The organism is Capnocytophaga sp. G2, assembly GCF_035282625.1.
In the GTDB taxonomy this organism is placed as follows: Bacteria; Bacteroidota; Bacteroidia; order Flavobacteriales; family Flavobacteriaceae; genus Capnocytophaga.
Window position 1 is genome coordinate 15,800 of the sequence record NZ_JAYKBU010000007.1, and the last position, 13,590, is coordinate 29,389.

General features: G+C 33.1%; 10 protein-coding genes. 1 reads left to right on the top strand and 9 read right to left on the bottom strand.

Annotated elements, in window-relative coordinates; translation table 11 throughout:
- Window positions 1-60: 60 nt before the first annotated feature.
- The 7 genes from nusA to VJJ03_RS05405 form a co-directional block, all read right to left on the bottom strand.
- A complete protein-coding gene (nusA, locus tag VJJ03_RS05375) occupies window positions 61-1,296 on the bottom strand; it encodes a transcription termination factor NusA (protein ID WP_009745526.1) in 1,236 nt (411 codons plus the stop codon).
- Window positions 1,297-1,303: 7 nt separating this feature from the next.
- Window positions 1,304-1,768: a ribosome assembly cofactor RimP gene (gene rimP / locus VJJ03_RS05380; RefSeq protein ID WP_323974303.1), complete on the bottom strand. Its 465-nt coding sequence runs from the start codon at window positions 1,766-1,768 to the stop codon at window positions 1,304-1,306.
- 124 nt (window positions 1,769-1,892) lie between these two features.
- Window positions 1,893-2,567, bottom strand: coding sequence for a tRNA (5-methylaminomethyl-2-thiouridine)(34)-methyltransferase MnmD (gene mnmD / locus VJJ03_RS05385; protein WP_009745528.1), 675 nt, complete (start codon window positions 2,565-2,567; stop codon window positions 1,893-1,895).
- Complete coding sequence (locus VJJ03_RS05390) at window positions 2,567-6,577, bottom strand: AAA domain-containing protein (protein ID WP_323974305.1); 4,011 nt, start codon at window positions 6,575-6,577, stop codon at window positions 2,567-2,569. Before VJJ03_RS05390 ends, mnmD begins: the two co-directional genes overlap by 1 nt.
- Window positions 6,578-6,670: 93 nt before the next feature.
- Window positions 6,671-7,480 (bottom strand): enoyl-ACP reductase FabI, encoded by an 810-nt coding sequence (locus VJJ03_RS05395; RefSeq protein WP_009745530.1) that lies wholly within the window; start codon window positions 7,478-7,480, stop codon window positions 6,671-6,673.
- 81 nt (window positions 7,481-7,561) lie between these two features.
- Complete coding sequence (gene mutS / locus VJJ03_RS05400; RefSeq protein ID WP_323974308.1) at window positions 7,562-10,156, bottom strand: DNA mismatch repair protein MutS; 2,595 nt, start codon at window positions 10,154-10,156, stop codon at window positions 7,562-7,564.
- A gap of 105 nt (window positions 10,157-10,261) precedes the next feature.
- Complete coding sequence (locus VJJ03_RS05405; protein WP_009745532.1) at window positions 10,262-10,537, bottom strand: Sec-independent protein translocase subunit TatA/TatB; 276 nt, start codon at window positions 10,535-10,537, stop codon at window positions 10,262-10,264.
- Window positions 10,538-10,642: 105 nt separating this feature from the next.
- Between VJJ03_RS05405 and VJJ03_RS05410 the strand changes: the two genes are divergently transcribed.
- Window positions 10,643-11,347, top strand: coding sequence for a phosphoadenylyl-sulfate reductase (locus tag VJJ03_RS05410; RefSeq protein ID WP_323974311.1), 705 nt, complete (start codon window positions 10,643-10,645; stop codon window positions 11,345-11,347).
- Here the strand turns inward: VJJ03_RS05410 and VJJ03_RS05415 are convergent, their stop codons facing one another.
- Both VJJ03_RS05415 and VJJ03_RS05420 read right to left on the bottom strand, forming a co-directional pair.
- Window positions 11,348-11,998, bottom strand: a complete 651-nt coding sequence (locus tag VJJ03_RS05415) for an alpha/beta hydrolase (protein WP_009745535.1) — start codon at window positions 11,996-11,998, stop codon at window positions 11,348-11,350.
- 127 nt (window positions 11,999-12,125) lie between these two features.
- Entirely contained in the window at window positions 12,126-13,382 is a 1,257-nt protein-coding gene (locus tag VJJ03_RS05420; protein WP_323974315.1) for a dihydroorotase, read from the bottom strand.
- Window positions 13,383-13,590: the final 208 nt, after the last annotated feature.

Consider the following 13,590-nt stretch of genomic DNA (forward strand, 5'->3'; position numbering starts at 1 on the left):
CTAAGCTCGTTTTTTAATTTTCTGATTGTGGTGTTATATATATTTAGTTTTATTGTATACTTAGTTTTCGAATTCTTCTTTAAGAATGCGTAATACATCTTGAATAGTTTCTAATTCTAAGTCTACTCGTTTTTCTAACTCTTCGGCACTATATTCTAATACACTTTTTGCAGTATCAAGACCTATGCGGCGAAATTCTTCAATTATCCATGGTTCTATTTCATCTTCAAATTCAGAGAGTTCTATATCTTCCTCTGCTCCTTCTCTGAATACATCTATTTCATAACCAGTGAGCATGCTCGCCAAACGAATATTGCTTCCTCCTTTACCAATGGCTTTGGAAACTTCCTCAGAAGCTAAGAGTACCTCTGCACGCTTAGTTTCTTCATTTACAGTAATAGAGGTAATCTTCGCAGGAGCTAATGCTTTGCTAATAAATAAGCTAATATTGTTAGAGAAATTTATAACATCAATGTTCTCATTGCCTAATTCTCTGACAATACTACGAATACGTGCTCCATTCACTCCCACGCATGCTCCTACAGGATCTATACGGTCATCATAGGAATCTACTGCGATCTTAGCTTTTTCTCCGGGAATACGAGCTACTTTTTGTATTGTAATGAGTCCATCTGCAATTTCTGGTATCTCTTGTTCGAAAAGGCGTTCTAAGAATAGAGGAGAAGTACGAGAGAGAATAATTGCAGGTTTGTTACCTTTAAAATCTACAGATTCAATGATTCCTTTAATTGTTTCTCCTTTCTTAAAAAAGTCAGAAGGTATTTGTCTATCTCTGGGTAAAAGAATTTCATTTCCATCATCATCTAGAAGAATAACAGTTTTTCCTTTTATATGATGGATTTCGGCAGTATAAATACCTCCAATGAGTTCCTTGAATTTTTTATAGATAGTATTATTATCATATTCATGTACTTTTGAAATCAGATTTTGTCGTAAAGCTAAAATAGCACGACGACCTAATTGACTGATTTTTACTTCTTCAGAAACTTCTTCCCCTACTTCGAAATCTGATTCAATTTTAAGAGCCTCACTTAAAGGAATTTCAGCATTAGGATTCTCTACCATCCCATCATCTACAATAATACGGTTGCGCCATATTTCTATATCTCCCTTGTCAGGATTGATGATGATATCAAAGTTCTCATCGGAACCATATTTCTTTTTTAAAGCAGTTTTGAATACTTCATCTAATATTGACATGAGTGCCTCTCTGTCAATAAGTTTATCGTCTCTAAATTCTGAAAAGGATTCAATCAAGTCTAGATTATTTTCCATAAAGTATTTAAAATTTTAATTTTAATTTTGTTTCTTTAATATTATTAATAGGTAGCACTATGGTTTCAGTAATAGTTGTTTTCCCTTTTCCATTAGCTTTAGGTTGGTGAGAGGTTACTTCTAAGGAAACTTTCCCTTCATGAACTTCTTTGATAACCCCTATATATTTTGTTTCTGTAGTTTCTATTTCTACTTCACGTCCTATATTTTTTATATATTGTCTTTCTTGGGTTAAAGGAGCAAAAATACCACAAGAACTTACTTCCAGAGAGAAATTCTCCTCTTCTCTGTCTAAATTATGCTCAATGGCACGACTTAGTATCACACAATCATCAATATTAACACCATTATCACCATCAATGATTACTTTGATAAGGTTACCTTTTCCTATTGAATATTCAATAAGAAATAAAGAAGGGTTCTCTTTCAACGCCTTATCTATCAAATATTTAACTCGTTCTTTTAAGTTCATGTTATTATAAAAAAAGAGGACTTAACTGCCCTCTACCTCTTTAATTACCAATTCCGAGTGCAAAAGTACAACTATTTATTTAAAAAACAAATATTTGTAAGGAAAAATTTTTATGTAAGAAAAATCATTTATGTTTTTCATTCTTATAAGCTCTAAGCATCTCTCTTTTTCCCATCGCACCGGGAAGTTTCTCTACTTGGAATCCTACCTCTATCATAGCTCTTCGCGCGCTTCCTTTAGAGGAGTAAGTAACTAATATCCCCTCATTTTTTAGAGCTTGATACATTTTCTCAAAAATGGGTATTGTCCATAGGTCAGGCTGTACACGTGCACTAAAAGCATCAAAGTAGATTATGTCAAACTTGCTTTTATCAGAGATATTTTCAAAAAATTGTTGTCGTTTTTTAAAGGTAAAAGTAGGGGAGAGTTCTATAATCTGTTCCCAGGGAGATTGATGTATCATATTGAAAACAGACATTTTATCAGGAGCATTAAGTTTGTCAGTATAATTTAAGTTTTTTATCTCTTTTTCTGTTAAAGGATAAGCTTCTATTCCTTCATAGTGAATAGTTTGCTCAAATCCTTTATGTTCTAAAAAGGTAATAAAGGCATTGAGACCTGTTCCTAATCCTATTTCTAAAAGATGTACTTTTTTTCCCTTGAATAAGGATAACCCATTTTTGATGAATACATGATAGGATTCTGCTATAGCCCCATGAGTAGAATGGTAATGTTCTTTCCATTCCTCTATTTCTATGGTGGAAGAGCCATCTTGAGTAAGTATAATTTTTCGTTTCATTAGTTATTTAAGAATTTTTCAAGTGCGGTAAGATAGTTTTTTATTGGCATATCAGCATGAATACGCATATAGAAAAGTCCGGCTTGGGTGAGAATCTGTTCTTTGTGTATATCTTCTAAATATCCCATTTTATTTTGATAGATAGATTTGCTAATACATTCAATAGCGATGGATTTTTCTTTTTCCCTTTCTATAAAAATGTCTATTGTGTATCCACCAAAGGGCTTGTCCTTAGTAAGGGTAAGTGAAGGAAATTTTTCTTTTAGTAATAGAAATACCTGTTCTTTAAATAGGAGTTGTCCGACGGAAGTTTCTTCTTTTTGATTATTTCCATACAGTGCAAGAGTTTGTAATACTTTTTGTCGTTCGAGTTCATTATTTTCACTAATAGATTTGGTGTAAGCAAGATATGCATAGAGAACGGCACGACGGTTATTGGATTGTTCTTGGGCTAATGTGTCTGCATAATTCATGAAAAATTCCTCTGGGATTGAGTTGCATATATATATTTTTTCCTTAGCACGAGTGATAATTACATTTAGAAGTTTATATCCTTTCTGATGGTTCAAAGGTCCAAAACTTTGAATAAATCTACCATCTTTTTTTCTACCATAGGTGATGGATATAATAATAATATCACGTTCATCTCCTTGTATATTTTCTAAATTCTTAATGAAGAGCCCTGCTTGTTCCAATAGGTTTAGCTTTTGAGCAAAAACTTCTTCCTTGGGATTATTACGCAAAGAGAGGAGTTTTTTTCGAATAAAATTTCGTTGTGTGATGTTGAAAGTGGCTACTCCTATTGAGGGGTAAGAGCCATCAGGTTTTTGAGGGATATTTCTTAATATGTCAATTACTTTGAGTGCCTCTTGTTCATTGATGTGTTCATGAAAAATGCCATTAATTTGGTAAAATTCAATAGGGGAGATGGATTCAAAACAAGGTAAGGGGCGGAGCATACCTTTATAGAAGGCTATATTGGAGAAGTCTATCAGATATGGATGTTTAGAACGATAATGAAAGTTTAAATAATGCTTGTCATACTTATATTCTAAGGCAAAATCAAGTAAGGATTCTATGGAAAGTAATGAATTCTTTACAAGAACTTCATCCTCGTCTTCCATGTCCTCTTCATCTTCATAGTTTCCTTCAAAAATTTTACTAAAATAATTACTTGGAGGCATCTGATGCTCATCTCCTGCAATAATAACTGTTTTTCCTTTAAGTATGGCAGGAAGGTTATCTTCTAATTTCAATTGACTAGCTTCATCAAAAATAACATAGTCAAAGTAAAAATATTCTCCTTGGAACAGGTTACAGCAGGCATCAGGAGTGGTTAGGATAATAGGAAAGAAAGTAGTGAGTAGGTCTATATCTTTCTTGGCAATTTGTCTAAGAGTAAGCCTATTGTGTTTTTCACTTTTGCGTTTATTATATAAGTTGGCTACAGTAAGATCTTTATGATTAGTTTCAAAGTTTTTAACAGCAACTTGCTGAGCATTATCCCAATATCTTTGAATTATATCTTTCTGTAAAAGAGTGAAGTGTTGTATTTTCTTTTTAAAATCTTCATAGATTTTTGCGGAAAAGGGAATATTCTCTTCTGATTCTTTAAGTAAGAACATTTTATAGTAGGCATATAAAAAGGAGGCTTCCCAATGATTGGCTCCTGCCTTTTGTAGAAGGGAAATACATTGTTTTTGAAGGTTATTTAAGGGGAAGTAGAAGGAGAACCACTCATAGCCTATTAAAAGAGGATTGTTTTTGTCCTCTTGATATTGATCATATTGAGTAAAAATAGCTTTTATTATTTCTTCAAATTCAAAGAAAGTACTACCAAAATCTTTATGAGAAACATAATTATCTAATTTTATTTTTTCTTTTAAGGATCTAATATTAAAAATAAGATTTTTTAGAGTTTCATTGGAATATTTTATTTCAAAAAAAGTACAAATGTCTAATGTTCTAAAATCATTTATAATATTTTTCTCAAAGTTTTGCTTTGCATTATCTATTTCTTTCCTATATAATAGAATATTTTCTTTGTTTGAATATAAGTTGTCAGAGAGGGATATAGTAGGGAAGTTAGAATGTAGACTTATTTTCTTGATTTCTTGGAAGAGCCATAATAGGCGCTTTTGATTGACAAGCACTTCCTTCTTAGTAGAAGAAAACAGGGTGCTTATTTTATAAAAAAGACTTCCTGTTTTCTTTCTATTATATTCATCTGCATCAAGAGGCAAAAGGGTAGTAAGCGTTTCTATTTCATTGATGTATTGGTTCAAGTATTTTAGTTGATGGGCAAATTCTTCTTGGCGCATTCTTTTGTAATCACATTCATATTCCTTATAAAGGGATAATATTTTTCCCCATTCATTTTTATAGAAAAGGAATGCTTCTTCTATATTATGAAAGGTTTGTTGTAATGATTTGTGAATTAATTCTTCAGGATTATATAAATAATTTTCTTCGTAAGGAGTAAAAGGCATGTAAAGTTCCTGAGCTCTTTCTAATATATTTTTTAAAGATGCATATTCTTTCTCATTGAAGGAGAGTGCTAGTACAGATAAGTCAATAGGAGTTTTTATAGCCTCATATTCAAGGATTTTTCCAGAGATATCTGTCCAGTTTTCTTGAGAGAGAATAGGAGAAAAGAGTGTCGAGTGATGTAGGTTGATAGCATTTTTCAAAGAATCTATACTTTCTGTTTGCTCCTTTCTGATATTTTCTGGATATGGTTCTATAGCATTTTTAAAAGTAGCACTATCAAGGGTATTTCTTAGGGCATCTACTACTAATTTCCGATCAGTAATACTATCTTTGATAAGGATGGTATATTTTCCTAACCCCCGTTCTTTAAGAGCATTATGGAGTACTTCTAAGGCAGTTTGCTTTTCGCATACTACTAATGTTTTTTGTTTATTCTCAAGAGCATTGATAAGAATAGCAGTTAGAGTCTGGCTTTTTCCTGTACCAGGAGGACCTTGTATAAGGATATGTGATTGGGTGCGTAATCCCTCCAATATCTCCTGTTGAGAAGGGTCCGTGGGAACTGAAGAATAAGATTGAAAATCTTGTTTAGAATTAATTTCTATTGGTTTAAAGTTATCTTTTAGAGTTTCATAATCATTGATGATATTCTGTTTCTGTACTTCGAAAATAGAAAAAAGTCCTGATTTTTCTATAATTGCTTGTCCTTTCTCATAAAGTAGTTTTTCATAAATAGATTTTGGTTTAATAGGAAGAATTTCTGTATAATTATTTTCTATAAAATCAATATTTTGTGTAATCTTTAATTGATTGAGAAGATCAGTACATATTTTGAACAGTTCTGGTTTGTCTATCTTTCCATCTTCCAGCATCTCTTCAGGAATAGGATTGATAATAATACCAGAATCATTTTGTAGATGGTTGATAAGTACTTCATTAATATAAATAGGGTCATCCTCAGTACGGCTAATTTCCCAAGTATTCATCTGTGAAGTTGGTCGTATCCTGACCGACCAAATAAGGATCGGAGCCACTGTGATCTGTCCATCAGCAAAATCTCTTCTCGCTAAAATAGGGAAGCCAAATCCTAAGGAATTAATACCTTTTTCCTGAAAAATGGCATCACCTTGGAAAATGAGATTGTCCATACTTGTGGATAATTTTTCCAATAGACTTTCTCTCTCATTATTTTTCTCTGCAGAATTATCAATTCTTTTAACTATAGCTCTATTAAACTTTTCCTCTGTAGGAACATCCTGCATTATTTCTGTAGTATAAGAACGATTATCTATAGCAGTAGAAGGAGTATCATAGAGAGAAAAAGTAAACTTAAGATTCTTTAGAGTAAGTAAATCTAAAACGAAACGCTCTGGTAGGCTTTTAAAAATAACAGAAAGTCTAGCCAAGTCAAACTTATAGCGAGAATTATTTGGAATAGCATTTAGGTGCACTCCTCTTCGATTCCCTACTTTTAATTTTTGTTGGAATAGTTCAAAAATTTCTTTATTGAAAGGTTCCATAGAATTTATAAGAATTGATTACAATTTAAAAAACTATCATTATTTATAAGCACAGTAAATAATGATAGTTCTTACTTTAAAGAAAAGAGGTTTTTATTTGTTAATATAAGCAATCACTTCAGGAGTTACTCCAACTTTGGAAAAGCCTCCGTCATGATAGAGGTTTTGCATTGTTACTTTACGGGTAAGGTCACTGAAAAGGCATACAGTATAATTAGCACAGTCATCAGCAGTAGCATTACCAAGTGGAGACATCATATCAGCGTAAGTAATAAAACCATCAAATCCTTTTACTCCTTGACCGGCAGTGGTAGGAGTAGGAGACTGAGAGATAGTGTTGATGCGCACATTTTTATCTTTCCCATAAAAATATCCAAAACTACGAGCAATAGATTCCAAATAGGCTTTATTATCTGCCATATCATTGTAATCAGGGAAAGTACGTTGTGCAGCGATATAGGTAAGAGCAACAATACTTCCCCATTCGTTCATTGCGTCGTTCTTATGAAGAGCCTGACATACTTTGTGGAATGAAAGAGCTGATACATCCCAACCTTTAGCATAAAAATCATAATTGGATTCTGTGTAAGGAATATTCTTACGTACATTTACAGACATTCCTATGGAATGTAATACGAAATCCAGTTTCCCTCCAAGTATTTCCACTGCTTTAGTTACCAAATTTTGTAAATCATCCATACAGGTAGCGTCAGCAGGAATTACTTGAGCTCCTGTTTTTTCTGCTAATTCATTTATTTTTCCCATACGCATAGCTATAGGGGCATTAGTAAGGACAAATTGTCCCCCTTCTTCATGTACACGTTCAGCTGTTTTCCATGCTATGGAATTCTCATCTAAAGCACCAAAGATGATACCTTTTTTTCCTTTTAGTAAATTATACATATGATATTTATTTAAGTTGTATCGCACAAAAGTAATAATTTTATTTTAAACAGCCACTATTTTATAGTAAAAAAAGTAATTTTACTTTTTTTCAAGCATTCTTTTAATATTATTAAGTTTCATCAATGCTTCTATAGGAGTGAGATTATCAAGATTGGTGTTCATTATTTGCTGTTTTATGTTTTCCAAAAGAGGATCATCTAACTGAAAAAAACTTAATTGCATTCCTTCTTTATTGGTTAATTGTTCTTTATTACTTTCTAATTGATGACTATTTTCTAATTTCTTTAGCACATTATTAGCTTTCTCTATTACATATTGAGGCATTCCTGCCATTTTGGCTACATGAATACCAAAACTGTGTTCACTTCCTCCTTCTACAAGTTTTCGAAGGAACAGAATGCTTCCTTTGACCTCTTTTACCGAAACAGAGAAATTTTTTATACGAGAGAATTCATTTTGCATTTCATTTAACTCATGATAGTGAGTGGCAAAGAGGGTTTTTGCATGAGTAGGATGCTCGTGTAAGTATTCAGCAATAGCCCAAGCAATGGAAATACCATCATAGGTACTGGTGCCTCTACCTATTTCATCTAAAAGAATAAGACTTCGTTGTGATAAGTTATTTAGGATAAGAGCAGCCTCATTCATCTCCACCATGAAGGTAGATTCTCCTTGAGAGATATTATCACTAGCTCCCACTCGGGTGAAAATCTTATCCACAATCCCTATTTGTGCTTCAGAGGCTGGGACAAAACTACCTATCTGTGTCATAAGAACTATGAGAGCTACTTGTCGTAATAAAGCAGACTTACCACTCATATTAGGTCCTGTAATCATCATAATCTGCTGTGAATCATTGTCCAAATAAATATCATTAGCTATATAAGGTTGAGTAGGAGGAAGTTGTTTCTCAATGACAGGATGGCGAGCCTGTTTAAGATTGATAGTGAATGATTCGTCCAATTTTGGACAGATATAATGATTTTCTATTGCTAAAGTAGAAAATCCACAAAGAGTATCTATTTCACCTATGATAGAGGCTGTTTGCTGAATAGGTGAAATATAGCGAATGATCTCAGTAATAAGTTTAGAAAAATATTCTTGTTCTAAAATAGTAATTCTCTCCTGAGCATGAGTAATTTTTTCTTCATATTCTTTTAGCTCTTCGGTAATATACCGTTCAGCGTTTACAAGGGTCTGCTTACGAATCCAATGATCAGGGACTTTGTCCTTGTGAACATTGCGTACCTCAAAATAGTACCCAAATACATTATTATTATCAATTTTTAAGGAAGAAATATGAGTGTTTTTTATTTCACGTTCAAGCATCTGGTCAAGATAAGTCCTCCCCGATACAGAAAGATTTCTCAACTCATCCAGTTCTGTGGAGAAATTCTCTCTAATAACATTTCCCTTTAAAATATTTACAGGAGCTTCTTCATTTAAAGTTTCTTCTATTCTATCGCATAAGTCTTGCAAATTGTGAATTTGTTTTCCTAAAGAATTTAGGTATGAGCTATTGGATTCCATAGCAAGTTTTTTGACAGGAAGGATAGCTGTAAGAGAATTTTTAAGATAGATAACTTCTCGTGGAGTAATTTTTCCTGTTGCTATTTTAGAAAGCAAGCGTTCTATATCATTTACTTTTTTAAGATGATCACGTACTTTTTGGCGAATCTCATTGTTTTCTACGAAAGTAGCTACTACTTGATGTCTGTTTTGTATTTGAGATAAAGAGGTCAAGGGAAGAGCAAGCCATCGTTTTAGAGTACGACTTCCCATGGGGGATAATGTTTTGTCAATAATATCTAATAAAGATACTGATTCTGTGCTTTGTCCACTATAGATTTCAAGATTTCGAATGGTGAATTTGTCCAGCCATACATATTCACCATTCATAATGCGCTTAATGGTGATAATATGTTGTAATTGATGATGTTGTGTTTCAGATAAATAATGTAAAATAGCACCAGCACTTAGGATACCATTATGCATATCTTCTATAGCAAATCCCTTGAGAGAATTGGTGTTAAATTGTTTAGTAAGAATGTCGTAAGCGAAATCTTCCTTATATACCCAATCTTCTAATCCAAAGCAATGAAAATGAGTTCCGAAGCATGTCTCAAATTCTTTTCGCTGTTTCTTAGCAATAAGTATTTCGTTAGGCTGGAAGTTTTGTAGAAGTTTATCAATATAGGCATTGTCTCCTTCGGCAAGGTAGTATTCTCCTGTGGAGATATCTAAGAAGGAAATACCATTATTAGTAGTATCTAACCAAACCGATGCTAAAAAATTATTCTTATTAGCTTGAAGGATATCGTCATTTAGAGCAACACCGGGAGTTACTAATTCTGTAACTCCTCGTTTTACGATAGTTTTGGTAAGTTTAGGATCTTCTAGTTGATCACAAATAGCCACACGAAATCCTGCTTTGACTAATTTAGGGAGATAACTATTAAGAGAATGATATGGAAATCCTGCTAGTTCCGTTTGTTCTCCTCCATTATTTCGGTTGGTAAGAACAATTCCCAATACTTGTGAGGTTTTGATAGCATCTTCTTTGAAAGTTTCATAGAAATCTCCTACTCTGAAAAGTAATAAAGCATCAGGGTATTTAGCCTTTATCTGATTATACTGTTTCATTAGAGGAGTCTCTTTGTCTGTTTTAGCCATAGTTCTAATTGTTTAGATATTATTATCTTTTGGAAAGGATATTAAAAAAAGGGATTGATTAAAAGTCCCTTTTTCTAATTAATTTAAAATCTTATAAAATGACATTTATTTGTTTCGCTTGATGCTTCCAAAGGGGTCTTCTAATCCTTCTTTTGCTTTTTCTACCTCTTCTTTTACTTCATCAATTAAAGAGGTATCTACCCCTGCTTTCTCTACACTTTTATTGATTTCATTCTTAATTTCAGAAGTAGCATCTCTTAATTGGCGCATTCCCTTGCCTAAGGTACGAGCTATTTCTGGAATTTTATCTGTACCAAAAAGCAATACAGCCACAAAGAGAACAAAAAACAATTCGGGAGTACTTATGAATAAAGGTACCATCTATTGTATGAAATTTTTTGCAAATTTACAAAGATTTTGCAGGAATGAAAGTAATTTGTCAAATTATTTTTTATACTTTTGCCATTGCTAACAAAAAGAAACTGAATGGAAATAGAAATAGCAACTTTACTTACTGAAATAGAGAAACTTACAGAGAAAGAGATCCTTGAATTACTTATAAAGAGATACCCACATAAGGTGGTTTTCTCTACTAGTTTTGGAATGGAGGATCAGGTTATTACTGACTTTATTCTTAAAAATAAAATCCCTGTGGAAATATTTACCTTAGATACAGGTAGATTATTTTATGAAACCTATACGACGTGGGAAAATACAAATGAATATTATCATACAGAGATTACTCCTTATTATCCTGATGCCAAAGCAATAGAGAGATATGTAAAGGATAATGGTGTTAATGCTTTCTATAATTCAGTACCTTTGAGACAAGCATGCTGTCATATCCGTAAAGTAGAACCCCTTAAACGAGCATTAGCAGGGAATAAGGTTTGGATTACAGGGCTCAGGGCAGAGCAATCTGCTAACCGCGAGCAAATGAAAATGGTAGAATGGGATGAAACAAACCATATTATAAAAGTACATTTGCTATTACATTGGAGAACGGAACAGGTACTGTCTTTTCTTCGTAAAAATGGAATACCCTATAATCCTTTGCATGATAAGGGTTATCCTAGTATTGGCTGCGCTCCCTGCACCCGTGCTATTAGGGAAGGTGAGGATTTTCGTGATGGTCGTTGGTGGTGGGAGAGCAAAACCAATAAAGAGTGTGGGTTACATATACATAAATAGTTATTCTTTTTCTATCCATGTCTTAACTGCATAGAACATCTCAGCAGAAAAGACATGTCCAGAGGCAAATGTTTGATAAGAATATGGAATGTGCAAATTCTTGAGAAAATTGATAGTTTCTTCAGCCCACTCTAAAGGAATCAATTCATTGGAAAAACCATGTAGTAGACATATTTTTAGGTTTTCGAAATTGTTCTTTTGGTAACCAAAGTTGAGGAGTTTTTTATCTATAAAGCTGTTAATAGCCACTACACGCTGAACCTTTTCAGGGAAAGAAATGGCTATAGAAAGGCTCAAAATTCCTCCTTGGTCGAATCCTAAAAGTGTAATATTCTTCATATCGATATTAAACCTTTCACAAGACTGATTGATAAAAGTCAAAAGTTTATTTTGAGTAGCTTGTGCTTGAACAATGTCACACCACTGGGAAGAGGCAAGTTCTATGGCATACCAAAAAAATTGTGTTTCTGATAACCCATATGGAGCTTGGATAGAAATAACAATATACTCCTCTGGGAGTTCGTTGGCTATAGAAAAAAATTCCTCTTTATTTTGACCATAACCATGTAACATAAAAATGGCAGGTGATTTACCATTTTCCTGCTCTATAATAGCAGGCCTTACCAAATAGTTCAAAGAAAAACCTTTCATTTTGGTAGGTGAGAATAAAAATTGTAGAACTTAATTGTATGCCTGTATTAATTGAATATAGGTAATTAGTATTTTGTGTTTGTTTTTTGTTAGGATTTTAAGTATTCTTAAGTACAATTATCTGTATTTATTGCTCTCCTTTAAACCATTTACCTCTTTCAGTGATAACACCAAGGACATTTCCTTTGCATTTTTCACCAATAAAAGCACAATTTTTAGAAGAAGAGCGGATCATTTCTGTAGAAAAAGTAGTTTCTCCATCTATATTAAAGAGAGTAATATCTGCTTTAGCTCCCACTTTGATAGGAGAGGAGGGAAGGAAAAATCTTTTTTTTGCTTTAGTGAGCATTTCAATTACTTTTTCTAAAGAAAAGTGTTGGATAAGGATACCAAAAGCTGCCTCTAAGCCTATGGTGCCAAAATCTGCAAGGTCAAATTCTTTAGCTTTACATTCAATATCAAGCGGATAATGATCTGTGGTTACCATATCAATAGTTCCATTTTCTACTCCTTTATGTAAGGCCTCTACCTGTGCCTTATCACGCAAAGGAGGAAGGACTTTGTAATTGGTATTGAAGTTGTCAAGTGTATTATCTGTAAAATGCAGATTATGTAGGGCAACACTGCAGGTTACATCTAATCCTTTTTCTTTAGCTTGAGCGATAAGGGCTACCGATTGTGCTGTAGATATAGTAGGTATATGAAGCTTTCCTCCTGCATACTCTAAAATAGATAAATCTCGTGCAACAATAATTTCCTCTGCTAAAGCAGGAATTCCTTTAAGCCCTAATCGTGTGGAATTTATATGTTCATTTACGACTCCCTTTCCCATAATGGAAGAATCACAAGGGAAAGAGATAACAATTCCTCCAAAAGGTTGTGTGTATTGTAGGGCTATCTTTAACAAGTTTGCTTGAGGAATACATCTCTTATAGTCTCCAAAGGCAATAGCTCCAGCCCTTTGCATATCATAAAGTTCAGCTAAATATTCTCCTTTACTCTCTGTGGTGAGAGCTCCTATAGGGAAAACTTGTGTTATAGCTCCTTCTGTAGCCGTTTTTAAGTAGCTAATTTGACTACGGGTTTCAGTAATAGGATGTGTTGTAGGATTAAGTATTATTTGTGTAAAACCACTCTCAGAGGCAACCTGTACTCCATGAACTAAGGTTTCCCGTTCTTCATAACCAGGTTCTCCAAAACTCACACTACTATCCGCCCACCCTTGTGATATATAACAATTAGAAATAACATCACAATCCTCTGAAGGAGCAATCTCATGAGCAATCTGGATGATAGCCCCATTCTCTATAAGAATATCTTGTGTCTTCTTATGAAAGGAACTATCTCTGTCTATGATAGTTACGGATTTTAATAGTGTTTTCATTTTATGAAAAAATCTAAGTAGCAAATGTAATCAATTTTTTTATAATCACAAACATAAAATAAGTTTTTAAGTATAAAAATGACGAGAATATCTTTTTATATGTAAAAGAATATCAGAAACTATAACAAAGATAAATGAATAACAAATATAAATAAATATTATTCTCTCATTTATTTTGTGTAATGGATGATAATAGTAAAGTAGAATA